16 protein-coding genes are annotated in these 20,008 nt (G+C 49.2%); 3 read left to right on the top strand and 13 right to left on the bottom strand.

Features of this window, described 5'->3' with window-relative positions:
• The first annotated feature begins 56 nt into the window (after positions 1–56).
• The 3 genes from EPO18_RS10635 to lpxK are packed head-to-tail and all read left to right on the top strand — an operon-like array spanning position 57 to position 2,095.
• Positions 57–671 carry a MotA/TolQ/ExbB proton channel family protein gene (locus EPO18_RS10635; RefSeq protein WP_292433344.1) on the top strand — a complete coding sequence of 205 codons (615 nt, stop codon included), beginning with the start codon at positions 57–59 and terminating at the stop codon, positions 669–671.
• A complete protein-coding gene (locus EPO18_RS10630) occupies positions 671–1,102 on the top strand; it encodes an ExbD/TolR family protein (RefSeq protein WP_292433343.1) in 432 nt (143 codons plus the stop codon). Before EPO18_RS10635 ends, EPO18_RS10630 begins: the two co-directional genes overlap by 1 nt.
• Positions 1,103–1,105: 3 nt before the next feature.
• Positions 1,106–2,095 (top strand): tetraacyldisaccharide 4'-kinase, encoded by a 990-nt coding sequence (gene lpxK, locus EPO18_RS10625; protein ID WP_292433342.1) that lies wholly within the window; start codon positions 1,106–1,108, stop codon positions 2,093–2,095.
• A gap of 189 nt (positions 2,096–2,284) precedes the next feature.
• On the opposite strand, the gene EPO18_RS10620 is transcribed toward lpxK, so the two are convergent.
• The 13 genes from EPO18_RS10620 to rimK form a co-directional block, all read right to left on the bottom strand.
• Positions 2,285–2,650 (bottom strand): response regulator, encoded by a 366-nt coding sequence (locus EPO18_RS10620; RefSeq protein ID WP_292433341.1) that lies wholly within the window; start codon positions 2,648–2,650, stop codon positions 2,285–2,287.
• A 24-nt stretch (positions 2,651–2,674) separates the two neighbouring features.
• The gene (locus tag EPO18_RS10615) at positions 2,675–3,661 is read right to left on the bottom strand and encodes a chemotaxis protein CheX (RefSeq protein WP_292433340.1); all 987 of its coding nucleotides are present in this window, start codon (positions 3,659–3,661) and stop codon (positions 2,675–2,677) included.
• A 24-nt stretch (positions 3,662–3,685) separates the two neighbouring features.
• A complete protein-coding gene (locus tag EPO18_RS10610) occupies positions 3,686–4,237 on the bottom strand; it encodes a hypothetical protein (RefSeq protein WP_292433339.1) in 552 nt (183 codons plus the stop codon).
• Positions 4,230–5,186, bottom strand: a complete 957-nt coding sequence (locus EPO18_RS10605; RefSeq protein ID WP_292433338.1) for a methyl-accepting chemotaxis protein — start codon at positions 5,184–5,186, stop codon at positions 4,230–4,232. The genes EPO18_RS10610 and EPO18_RS10605 overlap by 8 nt, the downstream gene beginning before the upstream one ends.
• 247 nt (positions 5,187–5,433) lie before the next feature.
• Positions 5,434–8,133 (bottom strand): Hpt domain-containing protein, encoded by a 2,700-nt coding sequence (locus EPO18_RS10600; RefSeq protein ID WP_292433337.1) that lies wholly within the window; start codon positions 8,131–8,133, stop codon positions 5,434–5,436.
• Between the two features lie 511 nt (positions 8,134–8,644).
• A complete protein-coding gene (locus EPO18_RS10595; RefSeq protein ID WP_292433336.1) occupies positions 8,645–9,073 on the bottom strand; it encodes a DUF2721 domain-containing protein in 429 nt (142 codons plus the stop codon).
• Complete coding sequence (locus tag EPO18_RS10590; protein ID WP_292433335.1) at positions 9,074–10,249, bottom strand: NnrS family protein; 1,176 nt, start codon at positions 10,247–10,249, stop codon at positions 9,074–9,076.
• A 46-nt stretch (positions 10,250–10,295) separates the two neighbouring features.
• The gene (locus tag EPO18_RS10585; protein WP_292433334.1) at positions 10,296–10,982 is read right to left on the bottom strand and encodes a hypothetical protein; all 687 of its coding nucleotides are present in this window, start codon (positions 10,980–10,982) and stop codon (positions 10,296–10,298) included.
• A gap of 39 nt (positions 10,983–11,021) precedes the next feature.
• Entirely contained in the window at positions 11,022–11,192 is a 171-nt protein-coding gene (locus EPO18_RS10580) for a rubredoxin (RefSeq protein ID WP_292433333.1), read from the bottom strand.
• Positions 11,193–11,247: 55 nt separating this feature from the next.
• Positions 11,248–11,604, bottom strand: a complete 357-nt coding sequence (locus EPO18_RS20805) for a hypothetical protein (protein ID WP_472850890.1) — start codon at positions 11,602–11,604, stop codon at positions 11,248–11,250.
• Positions 11,605–12,017: 413 nt separating this feature from the next.
• On the bottom strand, positions 12,018–13,688 hold the full coding sequence (locus tag EPO18_RS10570; protein ID WP_292433332.1) for a ShlB/FhaC/HecB family hemolysin secretion/activation protein: 1,671 nt from the start codon (positions 13,686–13,688) through the stop codon (positions 12,018–12,020).
• Positions 13,689–13,957: 269 nt separating this feature from the next.
• Positions 13,958–18,547, bottom strand: a complete 4,590-nt coding sequence (locus EPO18_RS10565) for a two-partner secretion domain-containing protein (RefSeq protein WP_292433331.1) — start codon at positions 18,545–18,547, stop codon at positions 13,958–13,960.
• 419 nt (positions 18,548–18,966) lie between these two features.
• Positions 18,967–19,911 (bottom strand): 30S ribosomal protein S6--L-glutamate ligase, encoded by a 945-nt coding sequence (rimK, locus tag EPO18_RS10560; protein WP_292433330.1) that lies wholly within the window; start codon positions 19,909–19,911, stop codon positions 18,967–18,969.
• Positions 19,912–20,008: the final 97 nt, after the last annotated feature.

The following is a 20,008-nucleotide window of genomic DNA, read 5'->3' as shown; positions in this document are numbered from 1 at the left end:
AGGTTAAAATAGCACCGGGTTACGTTAACCTGATTTGTAATTTTTTGGGAAATAATGTGTTTGAAATTATAAAAAGCGGTGGTTGGATGATGCTGCCGATCGTACTGTGTTCCATTACTGCCATGGGCATTATTGCGGAACGTTTTTGGTCCTTACGTAGAAAAAGGATTTTGCCGCCAGAGCTTGTTGCGCAGGTATGGCGATTATCCCGTGAAAAAAAGCTGGATGATATTACCTTACGGCATTTGAAAAGCAGCTCGCCGCTCGGTTGTATTTTGGCTGCCGGCCTTACCAATAGCCATCACGGCAGAAAATTCATGAAAGAATGTATTGAAGAAGCCGGTCGCAGGGTCGTGCATGATCTGGAACGTTTCCTCAATACCTTGGGTACCATTGCCGCCGTCAGCCCGTTGCTGGGACTATTGGGTACCGTATTCGGCATGATTGATATTTTTGCCTCGCTTTTGCAGCACGGCGCCGGTAACCCGGCGGTCTTGGCGGGCGGTATTTCGGTGGCATTGATTACTACAGCAGCAGGTTTGACAGTCGCCATCCCCAGCCTGATTTTCCACCGCTATTTTGAAAGGCTGGTCGACGAATATGTGGTCACCATGGAAGAGGAAGCGCTAAAGCTGGTCGATATTTTGCACGATGACCGGAAAGCCTCCTGATGAAGTTCCAACGTAAGAAAAGAGAAAATGTCGATATTGCGTTGATCTCAATGATCGACGTACTTTTTGTTCTGTTGCTATTCTTCATGGTTTCTACAAGCTTTACTCAGCATACGGAAGTCAATATCAAGCTTCCCGAAGCGGAAGGAGCAGCGGCTGATGAACACCCTAAAACAGTTTCCTTGGTGATTGATGCAGACGGTGTCTACTCACTTGTAGGCGATGACGGCTTGCCTCATCAATTAATCAACCAAAACAGGGCCGGTTTAAAACAGGAATTGAGCAAATTGGCAGAACAGGCCAGGGACATTCCTTTTGTGATCAATGCCGATGACAAAACACCTAACAAAGCGGTAATGACTGCGCTGGATATTGCCGGTCAAGTGGGATTCAGTCACATCACTTTTGCAACCTTGCATCCAACTGACTAAGCCATGAAAAAAACTTTATCCCGATGGCTGGTGGACATCTGGTACAAAGATCCTTTTATCGGCGTGTTCTTGATGCCGTTAGGTTTTTTATTCAGCGATTTCGTTAAATTCAGGAAATTCTTGTACCGCATCGGTGTGTTGAAAAGATTTACCTTGCCGGTTCCGGTTATCGTGATAGGCAATATTACGGTTGGCGGTACAGGCAAAACGCCGTTGATTATATGGTTGGCCAAGCTGCTTAAAAGCGAAGGCTTTAAGCCCGGCATAATCAGTAGAGGCTACGGTGGACAAGCCGAATCATGGCCGCAATGGGTTGATGCAAACAGCAATGCGGAAACCGTCGGCGATGAAGCAATGTTGATAGCCAAACAAACCGGCTGTGCTATGGCCGTAAGTCCTCAGCGCGCAGAGGCCGCCCAACTACTGCTTGAAAAATCGGACTGTAACGTCATTTTATCCGACGACGGTCTGCAACATTACGCGTTGAATAGGGATATTGAGATTGCCGTGATCGACGGGGAAAGACGTTTCGGCAACGGTTATTGCCTACCGGCAGGGCCGCTTCGCGAACCGAGAGAAAGATTGCAAAGCGTCGATTTTATCGTCGTGAACGGAGAAAAATCGGAAGATAACGAGTTTTCGATGCAAATCACCGGAAATATCGCGGTCAATTTGGTCACCGAAGAGCAAAAGCCATTACAGGAGTTTATTGCAACCGGCTGTCATGCCTTGGCTGGCATAGGCAACCCCGACCGTTTTTTTAAACTGCTTGAGTCAGCCGGTTTGACCTGTAAAACGCACAGTTTTCCGGATCATTATAAATTTCAGCGGAGCGACATCTCGTTCCCTGATTTCTGGCCGGTATTAATGACCGAGAAAGATGCGGTAAAGTGCATGACGTTTGCAGGCGAACAGCATTGGTATATTCCGGTACAAGCCGTTCCTGAAGTTGGCTTTGCCGAGCAATTATTGGAGCAGCTGCGAAAGAAATAAAATTTAAGTTTGGTTGTCTGTGAAACACAACATATTAAGTAATAATGACAGACTGACATCCTGCTGTCGGCAGGAATCACAGACTGCCGTACCCGCGCATATCGATCGAGTACGGCGTATCAAAATATGTATGGATGCTTTATACGTCAAGTGGAATGCTTAACACTCTGCATGACGATCTCGCATAATTTATGCTGACAGCTTCCTAAACGTCTCAAGGACGCTCTCACCCTTAAATGGCTTAACGATCCAACCTTTGACCCCAGCTGCTTTTCCTCGCTCTTTCATACTCGGATTGCTCTCTGTCGTTAGCATAATCACATTTACTGCGTTGTTTCCCAACTCACTACGAATTTTTTCAACCATAGTTAACCCATCCATATTGGGCATATTCACGTCGCTCACTATAAGTTTGATACCAGGATCAGCTTTAAGTTTGTTAAGACCATCCTTTCCATCAACTGCAGTAATTACTTCCAAGCCATTTTTTGTCAAGAACCCTCCCACCTCATCTCTGACAGTGTTTGAATCATCAACGAGTAAAATTTTCGCCATAAATTAACGCTCCACAAATAGTTATTAAAATAATTCCAATTCACCCGAATCAACAAAATCATCAACAGATGCATAAATTTCTTTGAAATCCTCAGGCGACCAATATAGATTGAATGCAAACCATTGATAAACTGGAATAAAGTGGCTATTGTTCTCATCCGTTAGTATATATTTGAAACAGAGATGGGGATTTTCAGAACCAAACGAAATGTATTTATGTTGATGATTGATGACAATAGGCACTTCTGACGCAAAACCGGGACCTGGATCGTCAGCTGCAATAAAATGTGTCTTGAAAGCTCCCCAAAGAAGATTAGTTAGTTCAGCCAAAATATTATTTACTGTCCTGAATGCCGCAGGGCCTTCGTTCATCGTTAATTCATTGTACCCAAGCACATCAAGGATGCCGCCTTCTTCCGTTTGCAACATCATATACCCCCGGCACCAGCTGCTTTCCAGCGGAATCAGGCTGCATACCTCACCGAAGATTATCCGGTCCCTGACAATATAAGGCGTTTCAGTAATCACTTTGATATGCTTAAAACGATTCTCTAAAGTGCTTAGATTTTCCAAAGTGCTTACTGTAAGCTCAGAAATTCCTCTGACCAATGCATTGGGATAAACGAGGCTAAAAATATATTCATCGATAACTTTCCGAAGCGGTGACATGTTATCAATCGTATAAGTGGCGCAAAACAGTTTCCGTTGTTTTTCCGGCAGATCATCAAAATTGGATGTTGATGTTTTGCGCAGTACGATAGGTAATTCGGGTCTTGCTCTATGTATTTGTTGCGCTAAATCCAGCGTATCAGCCTGCGACTCACAATAATTGTCCGACAACAAAATCGCGCCCAAGTCAACGTAAGCGCTCAAAATGGCCATGATATTGGTAGAAGTGACCTTCAAACCGATAAGCCCGTTTTGATCGCAAAATTGCTTAATTTGTATAAAACATTCCGGAGAGTTATCCAAAACCAAAACCTTACTTACTAATTGCATTTCATCACTCATGCTTAAATCCTATAGTGTCCGCTGTTAAAAAAGTTCTAGTTCTCCGGTACTGTCTTCATCTGCACTGGTATTCACTGTAAAATCCACAATGTCATAGTCACAAATGCATAAAGTAGCGTGTAGCACTAACGAGTGATTAATAGTGATTTTGTAATGTTTGACATACCCAGGGTTAAGAGCTGAGACGAAGGGTACGCACTGTCTTAATAAAATATAGGGCGTTGACATCCCCAAGAAAAGATAGCTTTTGTGCAGCTCTCTGTTCATCACACCGCAACAAATATTACAAACCTCTTGAAAAGCGTCGAGAAACGCGCTGTTGTCTTCTACCTCAAGGTTAGAATTTCTTAAGAAATAATTTTTTGTGGCATCATCATCGCTATCAAAATGAAAAAGTGTCAAGAATCGAAAAAAAGCCGATGAAATCGTCAGAACAACGAATTCATTTTCATTAACTTCTTCCAAGTCATCAACGGGTTCTATTTCACAGTTATCGTCGGCAGAGGATGAAATATTTCCCAGCACCGCTTTTTTAAAAATGTGATCAAAGCCACTTTGCGCCTGCTCACTAATCATTTTCGATGGTCTCAGTTATTTTTATACTATTCATCAGATTCTTACAGGCCACATCAATACCAACCAAAGCCGATGTAATCATCTTTCCTCCTGCCTGTATGTCCTGGAATGTCGCTGTAGTTATCCAGTCATTCTTATATAGATTCTTGCCATAATCCTTAGAAAGTTTTTCCGAATCTGTGGCAAGTTTACGGACTTCAGCGGCCACTACGGCAAATCCGCGACCACTTTCGCCCGCTCGGGCCGCTTCGATCGCAGCGTTAAACGATAAGATGACAATATCTTGAACGATCATGGAAAACTTGGCGTTTTGCAAATGCATTTCCGTATTTTGAATCATCAATGAATTCATGTCGGTATGCCAACGTTCGAAGACTTCGGCAAATTTAGCAACTTGACTTATCTCATTTGCCAGATAATTCATTTTTTCAAGTAAATCTCGCTTCTCATCCTTTCCTTGCTCTTCCAAGCGGCTAAGCTCCGTGCCATGTTTTTGCTGAAGCTGGTCAATCTGGTCAAAAAGCTCGGCTTTTTCTTGTGCCAGGAACTTCGATTGCTCAAATTGGCGATTCAATTCCTCACTTTTTAGTTCCAACGCCTGCTCGTAAGAACTCAGTTTGTTTTTGATCTCTTTTTCCAAAAGACCAAGCTTCAATTCATGATTTTGCTGAAGTTGGCTCACTTGGGCAGATAGTTTATGTTTTTCTTGCTCCATGAGCTTGAACTGCTCTAATTGGTAGTTCATGTCTGCAATTTTTAATTGCAGTTCTTGTTCATATCGATTTACTTTTTCTTCGGCTGTAACGAGTTGCTCTGTCAAACTTGCAGCAGCAGTCTGCTGTGTAACTGTCACATCTATAAGCGTTTTTTTACTGATACGCCGCAAAGCTATACTCAGGCCGGACGCGAATAAAAAACCCAATGCAGCAGTTAGAATTGTATTTTCCATAGTGATCTACTTATTGATCTCAGAAGTAAACAGACAGTCTATTTGGTTCGAAAATTCTTCAAAGACTGCGCTGATAAAGCGTAAATTTTCGCGCTGTCAGGATTGTTCAAAACGATGTGCTTAAACGAATTCTTGAGCGCTTCGAAAAATTAATTATTGAACACGATTTGTCGATGGCAGGCGACGGTTTGTACTGAATGATGTCGTCATTGGGAATAAAACAGCCAATCGCATGCTCGTCCATTGTTCATGTTGCCGCCATTAGCTGTTCTTCGATGCTCACCGCGTAATTTGCAGGAAAATAGACAGCCGTTTCAAATGCTCGATGGTCAAAACCTTCCTTGTTGTCCAGGAAATTAATTTTGACATGCCCGCCTTCTTTTCTGGCGAAGCCAATAACTGCATCCATGCCAACACCACGCCCTGAGATGTCGGTAAGTTTGTCAGCTGTTGAAAACCCTGGAAGGAAAATCAGCGCAGCGATTCTCTCATCGTTCAGATTTTCATTTTCCTGCATCAAGCCATTGGCCAATGCTTTTTGACGGATTTTGTTCAGGGCAAGACCGCAGCCGTCGTCTTTTATGGATATTTTGAGCTGGTCGTCTTCTATTTCCATGGCTACAGCAATACGCCCTTGCGCTGGCTTGCCATTGGCCAAACGATCGGCAGGCATTTCCAATCCATGGTCGACGCAATTTCTGAACAGATGCGTAAAAATGTCTTTGATCACGCCAACGCCTTGGCTTTTCAGCTGTAGATCCCCGTTGTTTATTGAAACTTCGGGTTCCTGCTTACCCAAGCTTTGCGCCAACGCCGGCAACGATTCAACAATCGAAGCGAACACGGTATCAAGGGGTTCCGTTCCAAGTAGCCTTAGCGTTCTTCGCACAACTCTTTTGGCTTCGATCAAATCGTGAATGTTGGAATGATTGATCTTTTCCAGTAAATTGATTGCTTCCTGAATTTTCTCATGCTCAACCATAAGGTATTTCTCGACGTCGCCTCTGCGGCCGGGGCCTTTGCGGCCAAGACTGACTTCATTGGTGTTGGCGTAATGATCAACCAAGTGACGTAATTTCGTCAGATCATCCAGCAAGCGAGTTTGATCCCATTCAACAGTAGAATTGGGTTGGCGCATTTCAGCATAAATCGATTCAATGCTATGAACCAGATCGGTTAAATTCTTCAAGCCAAAAGTCCTGGCATTTCCTTTGATGGTGTGCATATTTCTAAACATAGCGTTAATTGCATCCAAACCGCCGTTCGGATTATCACGAATTATGTTTTCAATTTCTGCCTTGTAGTTTTTAGTTGAAGTGATGAACTGGTGAAATTTTTCCTGGCTGACGGCCAAAATCTCCCCGATAATTTCTAGTTGACGTTTTTGCTCGGCAGATTCAGCGCTCAATTCGCGCAACTCAGTCACATCTCGTAAACACAGTAGTATTTGCTCCACCACATCAATCTCATTAACCACCGGCGCCCAATTCAAATCAAGGGCTTTCTTCAAGCCGCCCGGCATTTCTTTCTCGATTTCAGTAACAAGCAAATGCTGGTTGAACTCGAAATTCATGGCGTCCTCTCCCACACAAGCGCCAGCAACGGCTGCAATTTGCGAAATTGCGTCCGAACCTAAGTTAGAGTCTGCAAAAATTAAATTGATTAAGTCATTTCCAGCGATCTGATCGGTCTCCAGTATTTTTTCCAAATGAGCCGAATATTCCGGGTTGATCTTGTTTAGAGCATCAAAACTTAGCAAACCTTGCGGCATATTTTGCAGCATTGTTTGAATGTCATTGATCTTCTGTTTGAGAAGCTTCGATGACTCTTGCAGTTGCTCAACCATCGAATTGAAGGATTGCGCCATACTACCGATTTCATCATTATGCAAAGCCTCAGCTCGCAGAGATAAATCTTGGGTATGCGCAATGTTTGACATGGTCGACTCCAGGCCCGACACCCTGCGCAAAATACGCGCTCCACCGAAAATACAGAACAATACCGCTGAAATTATCAATAATAAACATACACCTATAATAATGAGTGTTAAGCGCTCATAGTGTAGGTAATCACTGGTGAGTTCAGCTTCCAGCGTTAGCAACCGCTGCTGTAGATTGCTGAGTTGCTGATTGACCTTTGCCTGACCTGTGACTTTATCCTGAGCGATTCTCAAGGCTAACTCCATATCCTTACTATAGTGTTGCAGCAATGACGGAATTTCGCTGATCGGTTCAATCGCTTTGTCTTCGGACTGTTTTGTTTCCGCTTCACCGAAACTCAAAACATCACTGGCTGCTGATTCTTGTTTCATAACGCCGAGCAAAGGCAAGTTCTTTAATTCGCCAGCCAAAGCAATCAGCTCTTGTAAGGGGCGGTTAATATTATCCGGCGACATTTGTTTGCGAGAGGTAAAAAAACTTTGCCGTGCTCTTGCTAGGTTTATTAGTGCAGCCTGAGAGTCACCCACTAACTTCAAATAAAGCTGTTTCTTCGATTGAGAAGCGCCTTGCGCTTCTTTAACATATAACAATAGTTTTTGCAGATGCTGTGACAACTGTTTCTCATTATTTATCAGCAGCACTTGCGGGTCAGCCAGCTTACCTGCGGCGGTAAGCTCCGCCAAAGTCGTTTGTTGCAACTCATCGATAAGTCCAACAAAAGGTGCTTGTAATGAAGCTGATAGGTTGGTATGTCCTTCAACTTCAGTTTTGATTTGATTGGCAGCTCGTTCAACTTCACCGAGTACGGTAGCTTCGCCTGTGAGTAAATAGCTGAAAATCGGCTGACTGATCTGGGTAAAGATTTTATCTTTTTGCTGGCCAAAAAATTCGACCGATGCAAAAGCTTGGTTTAATTGATTTAACGACCAACTGACAGCAACCGCGAAACCAATAATAATAATGGCAAGTGTCAAACTGACTAACTTCGATATTTGTTTAATTGTCATATTAGGTTATAGAAGGATTTACAGTAATTTCAATCTAAGTAAATAATTGCTATCGAAGTATAGGGTGGACTTGTTACGGGAATATTAAAATGCAAAAAATGGTCTGAAGCTGAGGCTGAGACTGAGGTATCCAAGAAAATGATTTTATAAAACAACAAACTATTTGATATTTTATGCAACCAATATATGCAACATAACCGGAAAGTCGTCATACTGGCAGGGACGCCGGTATCCAGTCACAAGGGTGTGAAACTTTAGAATTGTAAGCAATGCAGATATTGTATTAACGCTATGGATGGCGTGTAGTAGAGCACCAACAGTAGGCGCTTTAGGTGACGTAGGAGCAAATATCTGTCCTTGCAGTCGTGGATTCGCTACGCGCTCTAACGAGTCCGGCATAAATCTGTTTAGAACAGATTTGCATTAACCCGAAAGGCTTCAGGCAGGATAGTCTGAAGCGAATTCTTGGCGATATATGTTTATAGGTGTTACAGCCTAACTTAAAAAAACTTTATTTCACTCTTTCAATATGAATCATAGTCGCTCTTAAAGAAGCCAACACATCGATAAACAAGCAAACCATTGAGCTGAAAATAAACAACACGCTGAACACGACAAATATAATCAAAACTTCAGCGCTGATTTGATCGGTAAATCGCGAAGAGATTGAGCCCAGCATAAATACACCGCTGCTGATCGCGCTGCACAACAGCAAGCCGAAACTCCATTTGAGCACGTGGCACCGGTACACCATCGCATTGAGCTCTTTTTCCAGCTTTTCCGGTTTTGGGCTGGCTTTCATCTCAGTGTAGATGTCTCTGAGCCGGCTGATTGCATGGGTATAACGGGCATTCAAGGTCAGTACAAAAATGCCGATACTGGAAAATAAAACCAGGGAACTGGTTACCAGTTCAACAATGCCATCCAGCCTCGACAGCATTTAACCTTCCTGACCGTCAATTCTGGCACTGGTTAATATCGGCGCATAAACAAACACAAACAGGGAAAACGCCGCCAACCAGCTTAGTGTCGATACATAGATCAAGTTTTCGTACCAACCTGGCATCGCTATCGGCAGTAAAACCCGAAACAATGCGGCGACATTAATTAAAACAAATGCGATAGCAATTGTGTTGGAAGCTTTAAGAGCACGGCCGGTATGGCCTAATGAAACCCTGGACATCATGCCTAGGGTCAGTACGCCGATTCCTCCCAATGTAAAGGCATGCAGCGCTAACGACGGCAATATCACGGAATAGGCCGATAATACGGTCAGCATAAATCCTAGAATTATCCAGCCGTAACCGGCATAAAGTACCCATAGTAACGGCACATATAAGATGCGTTTTACATACCAGCCGGATAGTCTGGCGATATTGACAGCAACCGCAGCAATCGCGGCCAAAGCTAGCAATGTTCCGGAAACGCCGAAAAGTTGCAGGGCAAACACGATAACGGCTGAGGCTACCGACAAATTATCCAGCAACGGATTCCTGATGATTAACGTCCCCGGTATTCCCCGTTCGGTGAAAAAAGGAAATACGCGTCCGGCAATGATCAAAATCAAAACGATAATAGTCGCTACGGTCAGCTGGATTCCAGCTGCAGCGGTGTTTTCCTGTAAGCCAAGCATTTCAACATGAATTAAACCATTGCCCAGGGCCAATAGCAGTAATAGTCCTATAAAAAACATATTCCTGTACTGCTTTACCTGAATGATAGGTTTGCTGACTTGATAAGCCAATGCCGGCAAAAATGAAAAATCCACCAGTGCAATCAACGCGTCAGGTAACTCTTCGGCATAAAACGGCAGGATGCGCCCATAGAGCCATAACAGACACAGGTATGCCAGCGGGTCGCCGGTCACAGTCGGTTTGCCGGTCCAGTTTTTAACAGCCGTTAACAAAAATCCTGAAATGACGGCTACCGCATAACCGAACAGCATTTCATGCGCATGCCAGTAGTTATTGGGAAAGTAATGCTCAGATGTTAACGTGCCGTTGAACAGGGCATTCCAAAAGACAATCAGGATTAGCGCCGCCAATCCGGCCAAGGCGAAAAAGGCTCTAAATCCCAGGGCAAAAAGTGGATAATCAAAAATAGGTTGCGATTTCATTGTGATGTTTCCAGCAGTCAGCGTTCGATAATGTCGGCGATTATACTCATTTCTCTATTAAAAGAGCCTTTTGTGTTTCCGTGATAATTTGTTTTATTTTACTCAGAACCTGCTGTTGCTGCTCTGGAGGCAGTTTGCCAAACTCTTGTTCGAATTGGCTTAAGCTATAAGCAGATTCTCCTGCTGCGCTACCGGATAAGTTAAGCCCACAATCGGTAACAACGTGTTTAATGGGTTCAGAGGCATTTTCTAGCGGCATTGCGGCGGACAGAACCTCGCGTATCATGGTATTGACGCGGATAAAAATGGATTGCCCGGTCAATATGTCATCGACGATGCGTTTGGCGTATTCCTCTGTATAGCCTTTGCGCTTTGAGTCTTTAAAGGTTTTCATTTGGAGCGTAACGGCGGGTTTTTTGTCGATTTGATATTCAAAATCAAAAGCGCTGTCTTGCGAGGCGATTAAGTCGTCGGCATCGATAATCACTTGCAAGACATTGTCCTTACAGGCGATTTCCAGTCTGATGTTGTCATAAAGACCTCGAGGCGGCAGAGGCGATAAGGCAAAGCTATAGGTTCGATTGGTTAACCGGTCGCTTTCTTGATGATAACTCCAACTATTGTCAGCGAATACGTTAAACGGACAAGAAAACAGCAGCGCCAAAATGAGTTTTTGAGCAGTTTTGCCGGATAGAGCGATGTATGGAGTAATTGTCGGAAATTTACGTTTCATTTTTGACGTCCCCACTTTCAAAAGCGCTAAACAGTCGGATTATTCAAGCAATTTGAAAAAACTTTTTGGCGCTCCGCATATCGGGCAATTCCAGCTGTCGGGAATATCTTCCCAGCGGGTTCCGGGAGCAATGCCGCTATCGGGGTCTCCTTTGGCTTCATCATAAATATGTTCACATTCCAAACAGTGGTATTTTTTATAATCTGACATGATTTGCCTTCCTAATATATAAAGTTTACGTGTGTTAAAAAAATTGGGCGCGCGGTCAACCTTTACCGCGAGTACGGGTTCTTGTGTTGGTACCGACAGCGGATTTGTCTTTGGAGATTTCCAATGGCTCAATGCGTTTTTCAATAAATTGAATGATTAAATCGGCAATATCCTTGCTGCTGGCAACTTCGATGCCTTTTCTGGCAAGTAGTTGCGTTGACCTTAATTTGTCTCTTGACCGTGATATTGCTACCAACTTGTTCAAAGAAAAAACCTTCATCATTTCAAATTGTCTTAAAACCGCAGCCCCGTAAAAAGTGACCGAAGCGACGATTCTAGGAATAACGGCATCGAATTCTGTTAAATCTTCACCCCGGTAATGGATGGAGGGATTATGCGAAGTGATATTCATATAGCAACGCAACACATCCAAAACCCGTATCGTATAGCCCCCGCTTCCGCGGCTTTAACTAGCCGAGAGGTCGAATACAGTTTGGGATTGTGGGACAAGATAGCAGTTTTCATACAAACTTAAGTTCTCGATCTAATACATTTAAGATAAGAACATATTTTGACACGAAATAAGAAAGGATGCTTTAGAAATAGGGAACTGAGGGTGAGCGGAATAGGGTATATCCAATGGTGCTTATTAGGGAAAACGGGCATGGGCTAAAGAGACAGACACAATGCTAGTGTTTCAGGCTTAAGAAGGGAGTGCAGGCTTCGCCTGCCATTGCGATAGTGTTAAGCTTCGTCAAGCTTGTAAGCCGGTTATTCGATCAACCACTATGGGGTTGATTAAAACGGCAACCACTTAACCCCAACTCAAAACCTCATGCCCATTTCCAGCCAAGCCCGCACGTCGTCGGTCTTGCCGACCAGTTCCGGCACCGGGCCGACCGGGGTGGCGACGAAAGCCCGTGCATTCAATTGGCTGGCGCCAACCCAGTGGAGCTTGGGGCCTAGCCAGTTAAGTCCGGCACCGGCGCCGCTGAGCGTGGCCCGGTTGGTGCCCCCGGTCCAGGGATTCTGGTTGATGGTTACCTGCGCGCTGTCGATGAAGCCGACCACCTGGAATTGCCCGAACGGGCCTGAACTGAGATCGTGCCGAAGTTCGGCAGTGCCGATATAGCCGCTGTCGCCGGAAACCGCGCCCATGTCGTAGCCGCGCACGGTGTACGGGCCGCCGACAATCATTTTCTTCGACGAGTCCAGGTTATCCTGCGCCCATTGCCCGGCGAAGGCCAGATACAAGCCGTCCTTCTGGCTCAGGCTTTGCAGCCGCGACAAATTTGCGTTCCATTTCGAGAATAGGCCTTGAGTTTTTGCGGTCGCTCTATCGGCAAATTGCGCCTCATCGTTGTCGAAGGCAACATGCCCGCCAGTCCAACCAAAAATCCAGGTATTGATGCCGCCGGACAGCAGGCTGTCCCTGGCATCGCCGGACACGCTGATTGTGCCGTTATCGAGATGGCGGTAGGTCTTGATGTCGCTGGCGTCAACACGGTCGCGCAGCTCCATCCGGTCGTACCCGATCTGTCCGTATAGGTTGAAATCCCGGCTGCGCACCAGCGGATGCAGGCCCCAAACACTGCCGACCTGGGCGGTGCCGCGCGCCTCCAGCGCCGACAGCGATCCGCTCAGCGTGTAGTCGAGCGCCGAATAAGCCGCGCCCAAGCGGGTGCCAAGGCCGTTGACCAGTGATTCGTAGGCCAGCCGCCCGTAGTTCATGTCGCTGCCGGACGTCAAGCCGCTTAAGCTCAGTACATCGCCGTGGTGCAGCGGGTTGATCCAGTTCACTATGCCGCCGGCCCTTGGCCTTCCGGTATAGCGGTTACCATAGTCGTCGAGGACCAGATTGCCGGTAACCGCCGGGGCGGCGCTGGCGTCCACGACCAGGTCGGAGGTGCCGACGGCCGCGCCCGGCTTCAAGGTCGAGGTGGCGGTAACGCCAGGGATGTCGGACAACAGCAACAGGGCATGATCAAGCCCGGACTGGCCGATGGTCAGCCCACTGTGCAACGTGGCCAAGGCGTCGTTCAGCAGCGCATCGTCAACGCCGCTACGGTTGTCGAGCTGGATTTGGCCGTACTTCGCTTCCATGACCTCGATGCGCACAATGCCGGACTGGATGGTCTGAGCCGGGATGTAGGCCCGAGCCAGCGGATAGCCGTGGTCGTAGTAATAGGCGGTGATGCGGTCGGCCAGCTCGCCCAGTTGCGGCAGGGTGATGCTTTGGCCTTCGGTGTCCGCGACCAGCGTGTGCAGGGTTTGAACATCGATCATGGCGTTGCCGGTGATTTGGATGGACTTGACTGCAAACGGTGCGCTCTCAGGCAGCTTACCGGCGCTGGAGCCTTGGATGGTCAGGCCGGTGCCGGTAGGCGACGGCGGGGGCGGCGTGACCGGCTTGATCTGTTGCAGCATCGAGCCGGAATTGGGTGCGACGGGCTCGGCCTGTACCGCCAGCGGAGCCAGCGCGAGCAGGGACGCCAACAATGGGTTCAGGACGTGCTCACTACCACGGGCAGGCTGTGGGGGCGACTTCAGTCGCTCTGCCAAGATAGTCGATGGGTGGCTGAAGCCGCTTCCGCTACTCAGGAGCCGGCTCCCGACTGAAGCACGGGGGAATAAGGATGATTGCTTGGTTTGAGGTCGGGTATCAAATGTCATGGTATTGTTTTAGTGTCCGGTATTCGCGCTAACATCGGGCAGAGTCAGCGGTGTCCCGCTTGGCCTGATGATGTTTTTTGTTCAGGTTGCCTTTAATTATTGTCCGGTAGCTTCACGCCGTCATCCACGATATTGATGATCATGTCACTGCCACCGATGGTTATCGTGTTATTTTGCGTTAATCCGCTATTGGACTTAGGCGAGGATGAGCTCTCTTCAAAGTTCTGGCCGGAACCTTGCGTCTCTTTATTCAAAAAAGAAGACTTGTAGAGGATGGCTGGCTGACTGTTTGTTGTGGTCGATGTAAGATTCGCCGTCAGCAGGGCTGTCACATTAGTCACCGATTCAGGCGGTTTGTTGGGTTCGTGCGTCGGCTCGGGAGCCGGTGCAGGCGACGTTGATGTTGATGTTGATGTTGATGTTGATAGAGATGTGACTACCGGCATAGAATAAAGAAAACTACTGCTGCTGCCAGAAGGCGTTGTGGTGTCATAGGTGGCGCTGTACTGGGTAAAGTTTGCTGTCAAGCCGCCTAGCGTGTTATTGGCAGGGTTCGCGGACCATACCAGCCAACGGCCGTTCGGAGTAGAGAGGGCATTCGCGCCGGCGTTGTTGGTGAAACTGAGACCGGATAATTGCAGGGCATCGCCGGTGGCGGTGGAGGTGATGCCGGCATTCAACGTCATCGCGTTGCCTGCAACCAGATTCAAGCGCCCCGCGACGTTGATTGCGCTATTGACCGAAATATTATTACTCGCTTGCAGCGTCACGGTGCTGCCGGTAACCGCCGCGCCGGCAATGGCGGTTGGGCTGAGGCTGGTGTTGCCAATAGAATTGTTGACCATCGTTGCCAGATTGGAAGGATCAGCGACAAGCCAGACTGCGCCGGCATTGAAAGCAGCGCCATTGTCCCAAAGAATACTCCTCACCAGATAATTGCCGTTGCTGAGCGCGGTAATGCCGCCATAGCCCACCCGATCATTGGCACTGCTGCCGACCAGCGAGTTGGCGCTGGACACTACGCCGGTGGTGCCGGTGAGGCCATTGCCCCAGGTCACTGCGCCGGCGTTCATGATTGCGCCGTTGGACCAGTTGTAACTACTTACCACGTAGTTGCCGTTGCTGAGCGCGGTATTGCCGTGGTACATCGGCGTGTTAACATCATTGCCCACTTGATCACCGGCCGTAGTGCCGACCAGCGAGTTGGCGCTGGATACCGCACCGGTGGTGCCGCCGGCGCCATTGCCCCAAGTCACCGCACCGGCATCAATGACCGCGCCGTTGTCCCAGTTGTAACTATTTACCACATAATTGCCGTTGCTCAGCGCGGTAATGCCGCCAAGGCCTACCTGATCACTGGCCGTAGTGCCGACCAGCGAGTTGGCGCTGGATACTGCGCCGGTGGTGCCGCCGGCGCCATTGCCCCAAGTCACCGCACCGGCGTCAATGACCGCGCCGTTGTCCCAGTTGGAGCTACTCACCATATAATTGCCGTTGCTCAGCTCGGTAATGCCGCCAATGTCGCCCACCTGATCATTGGCCGTAGTGCCGACCAGCGAGTTGGCGCTGGATACTGCGCCGGTGGTGCCGCCGGCGCCATTGCCCCAGGTCACCGCGCCGGCATCAGTGGCCGCGCCGTTGTCCCAGTTGTAACTACTCACCACATAGTTGCCGTTGCTCAGCGCGGTAATGCCCCAATAGCCCACCTGATCCTGGGCCGTGCTGCCGACCAGCGAGTTGGCGCTGGATACAGCGCCGGTGGTGCCGCCGGCACCATTACCCCAAGTTACCGCACCGGCTTCAGTGGTTGCGCCGTTGTCCCAGTTGTAACTACTCACCACATAGTTGCCGTTGCTGAGCGCGGTAATGCCGCCAAGGCCCACCCGATCCTGGGCCGTGCTGCCAACCAGTGAGTTGGCGCTGGATACCGCGCCGGTGGTGCCGCCGGCACCATTACCCCAAGTTACCGCACCGGCATCTGTGGCTGCGCCGTTGTCCCAGCTGGAGCTGCTTACCACGTAGTTGCCGTTGCTCAGCGCGGTAATGCCAAGGCCCACCTGATCACCGGCCGTAGTGCCGACCAGAGAGTTGGCGCTGGATACCGCACCGGTGGTGCCGGTGAGGCCATTGCCCCAGGTCGCCGCGCCGGCATCAGTGACCGCGCCGTTGTCCCATCTGGAGCTGCTTACCACGTAGTTGCCGTTACTGAGCGCGGTAATGCCTGCAAAGCCCACAGGATCACCGGCCGTAGTGCCAACCAACGAGTTGGCGCTGGATACCGCACCGGTGGTGCCGGTGAGGCCATTGCCCCAGGTCACCGCGCCGGCATCAGTGACCGCGCCGTTGTCCCATCTGGAGCTGCTTACCACGTAGTTGCCGTTACTCAGCGCGATAATGGGGCGAAAGCCATCGCCCACCTGATCATTGGCCGTAGTACCGACCAGCGAGTTGGCGCTGGATATTGCGCCGGTGGTGCCGCCGGCGCCATTGCCCCAGGTCACCGCGCCGGCATTAGTGACCGCGCCGTTGTCCCAGCTGGAGCTATGAACCACGTAGTTACCGTTGTTGAGCGCGGTAATGCCGTCAAGACTCACCAAATCATTGGCCGTGCTGCCGACCAGCGAGTTGGCGCTGGATACCGCGCCGGTAGTGCCGGTGAGGCCGTTACCCCAGGTCACCGCGCCGGCATCAGTGGCCGCGCCGTTGCTCCAGTAGGTGCTGCTTACCACATAATTGCCGTTACTGAGCGAGGTAATGCCATGGCCCACCTGATCATTGGCCGTAGTACCGACCAGTGAGTTGGCGCTGGATACCACGCCGGTGGTGCCGATAAGGCCGTTGCCCCAGGTCGCCGCGCCGACGTTCATAATTGCGCCGTTGGACCAGTGGTAGCTTCTCACCACGTAGTTGCCGTTGCTGAGCGCGGTAATACCGCCATTGCCCACCAAATCACCGGACGCACTTCCGACCAGCGTCGAAATCAGTGCACCGGTGCTACCATTATATAAATACACCGCACCAGCATCTGTTCCGCCAAAGCTGTCGTTCTGCGATGCCACCACGATATTGCCGGAGCTAAGACTCATCACACCGCCGTTACCATGCTTCTCATTGGCGGCCGGGTTGGGGTTGGCCAGATCAAGATAGAACAGGCTGGGAGCGCTGGCGGTGATATTCAGGTTAGTCGGGTCGAACAGCACGTTACCATTCATGCCAGCATTGGCCTGTCCGCCGTAATTAAGTGTCTGCTTGCCGGAGACTTCGATAAAACCTTCGGGGCCGGTTTTGGCGCTACCAAAGAAATCGGTGACGTCGTCGGCCCAGACGACCACTTTGCCCTGACGTCCTTGGGCGCTGAGCGTCGTGAAAGAATTAACGCTGGTGTGGTCGGCATTCGCTATATCTGGGTTGGCGCCGTGAGCGTCGCCGCCTACCAGCACGGCGCCGCCTTGATTCCGGCCGTCGGCGCTGAGTTTGGCGGCGGCAAGGGTCAGTTGCGGTGCGGTGGCGGTAACGTGGCCTCCGCTGTCGCCATTGGCGGATACTTTGCCGGATAAAAAGGCGGAGCTGCCGCCGGTGAGCGCGATATTGCCGCCCGTGCCGCCGCCGTTCGCGGTGATCTCGCCGGCATCGGTCTGGATCAGCGCGCCGCCGGCATTGAGTTTGATCTCGCCGCCGTTGCCGCTATTGCCGTCGGCATGGATCGCGCCGCCTTGCAACAGGCTGCGGCCGCTAATCTCGACAGTGCCGCCGCTGTTGCCTGAAGCGTTCAGGGAGCCGGTATTGACGACCATATCGCCGCCCAGAATAATCACGCCGCCATGATTCTCGACGGTGCGCGCTTCGATGACGCCGGTGTTATTGACGACACTGGCTAGCAGGGCGCTTCGGGCACCTGCGGACATGATAACCTGCCCACCTTCGGCCTGGATCAGTTGGCTATTTTCAGCCAAGCTGTTCAGTACGCTTTGGTCGATTTGCATCTTCACCAGGTTATTGCCATTAAAGGTCAGCGTCGCGGCGCTGCCGGCGCCCAATGCTACGGTGCCGAGCTGAGCGGTGATCGTGCCCTGATTGCTGACAGTGTTGCCAAGCAGCGCGACTGAGCCGCCATTGGCCGCAGTGATGGTACCTTTATTGATGACGCTGCCGGTGCCGGAACCTGAGAAAGTCCTTTCGTTGCTGTTCAGGGCGGAGTCGCTCATATCCAACGTGGAGGCGACCAGGCCGCCGACGTTGACCTGCGCGCCCTGACCGAACAGGATGCCGTTCGGGTTGATCAGGTAGACTTGGCCGTTGGCGTTCAGGTGGCCGAGAATTTGCGTGCCGTTGGTATCGGCAATGCGGTTGACCGCGATGGCGCTAGTCGAAGGCTGCTGGAAGTTGACCGTTTCCTGCGGGGCGATGTTGAAGCTCTGCCAGTTGACAGACAGGTTCTGGCTGGCCTGGTTAATGGTGGTGGTAGTGCCCGACTGTTCGATGCTGCCGGAACCCGAAACGACTTGCCCGCCGATCGGTTCGGCCTGGGCGACGGCGGCGGTCAGCGACAAAGCTGCCGCGAACAATTTGCGGCTGGAGCCTTTGGTTCGTCCCCGCGAGGTTTCCGCTACAGGAATCCAAATTTTATGGACGTGGCTCCAGACAAGCCGATAGACGCGATTCATGGATGCATGGCGTTTCATACTGAGTTCCTTGTTTATTAATGCAGCCTTTTATATAGATAGAAGTACTTAGTTATATTGGTGAAACTACATACTGCACTGACTATACCAGACTCAGAACAATGTTAAATAGCTAAAATTAGCCAATATGGCTATTTTCCTCACGAATTCAGGGGAGGAGAATCTTCAATAAAGCGAAGTTTAACGTGCAAATACGCTAACGAGGGCTGCTGCTAGAGTTAATAATAATCGCCCGCGATATTGTTTGATTAAAACGAGTTTTGGTGCTTCGACTCGGTAAGCCTGCTAAACCAACTGGTTAGTTGCAAAACTGGATAATCACTTACTGTCTAGGAGTCTGTCGGACTTTTTTTAAAAACGGACATGGTTTTTGCCTTCTATTAAGATAAATCGATGTGTATTGAGGGCTGATTGTACGATTAGCCTTTACCGCGAGTACGGGTTCTTGTGTTGGTACCGACAGCGGATTTGTCTTTGGAGATTTCCAATGTCTCAAAGCGTTTTTCAATAAATTGAATGATTAAATCCGCAATATCCTTGCCGCTGGCTACTTCGATACCTTGCAAACCGGGAGATGAATTAACTTCCATAATAACCGGGCCATGATTAGAACGCAGCATGTCTACGCCGCATACATTCAGGCCCATGATTTTTGCGGCTCGCACAGCGGTAGACCGTTCTTCGGGGGTTAGTCGTACTAAAGCCGCGGACCCGCCACGGTGTAAGTTCGAACGAAACTCCCCAGGCACTGCTTGCCGTTTCATCGCGGCGACGACTTTGTCGCCTACTACAAAACAGCGAATATCGCTGCCACTGGCTTCCTTGATATATTCCTGTACCATGATATTGGCTTTAAGTCCCATGAACGCCTGAATAACGCTTTCCGCGGCGTTATGAGTTTCGGCCAAGACCACGCCGATACCTTGCGTGCCTTCCAGCAATTTAATCACCAGCGGGGCGCCGCCTACTTGAGCAATCAAGTCTTCGATATCGTCAGGATTATTGGCAAAGCCGGTTACCGGCAAACCTATGCCTTTCCTGGCTAGCAGTTGCGTTGACCTTAACTTGTCGCGTGATCTCGATATAGCTACCGACTCGTTCAAAGGAAAAACATTCATCATTTCAAATTGTCTTAATACCGCAGTCCCGTAAAAAGTGACTGAAGCACCAATCCGAGGAATAACGGCGTCAAATCCGGTTAAGTCTTCACCCCGATAATGAATAGATGGATTGTGGGAAGTAATATTCATATAACAGCGCAATACATCCAGCACCCGTACTTTGTGGCCCCGTGCTTCTGCGGCTTTGACCAGCCGAGTGGTCGAATACAGTTTGGGGTTGCGGGACAGAATAGCTATTTTCATAAAGACTTAAAATTCTCGATTCAATATATGAGTGTAAACTTATATTTTGACACGAAATAAGGCTGGATGCTTTATAAATGGGGAGCCAGCAAGGTGT

The organism is Methylobacter sp., from assembly GCF_004322395.1.
Classification (GTDB): domain Bacteria; phylum Pseudomonadota; class Gammaproteobacteria; order Methylococcales; family Methylomonadaceae; genus Methylobacter_A.
Note: the sequence above shows the minus strand (reverse complement) of the source record. Positions and strands in the feature narration are given on the sequence as shown.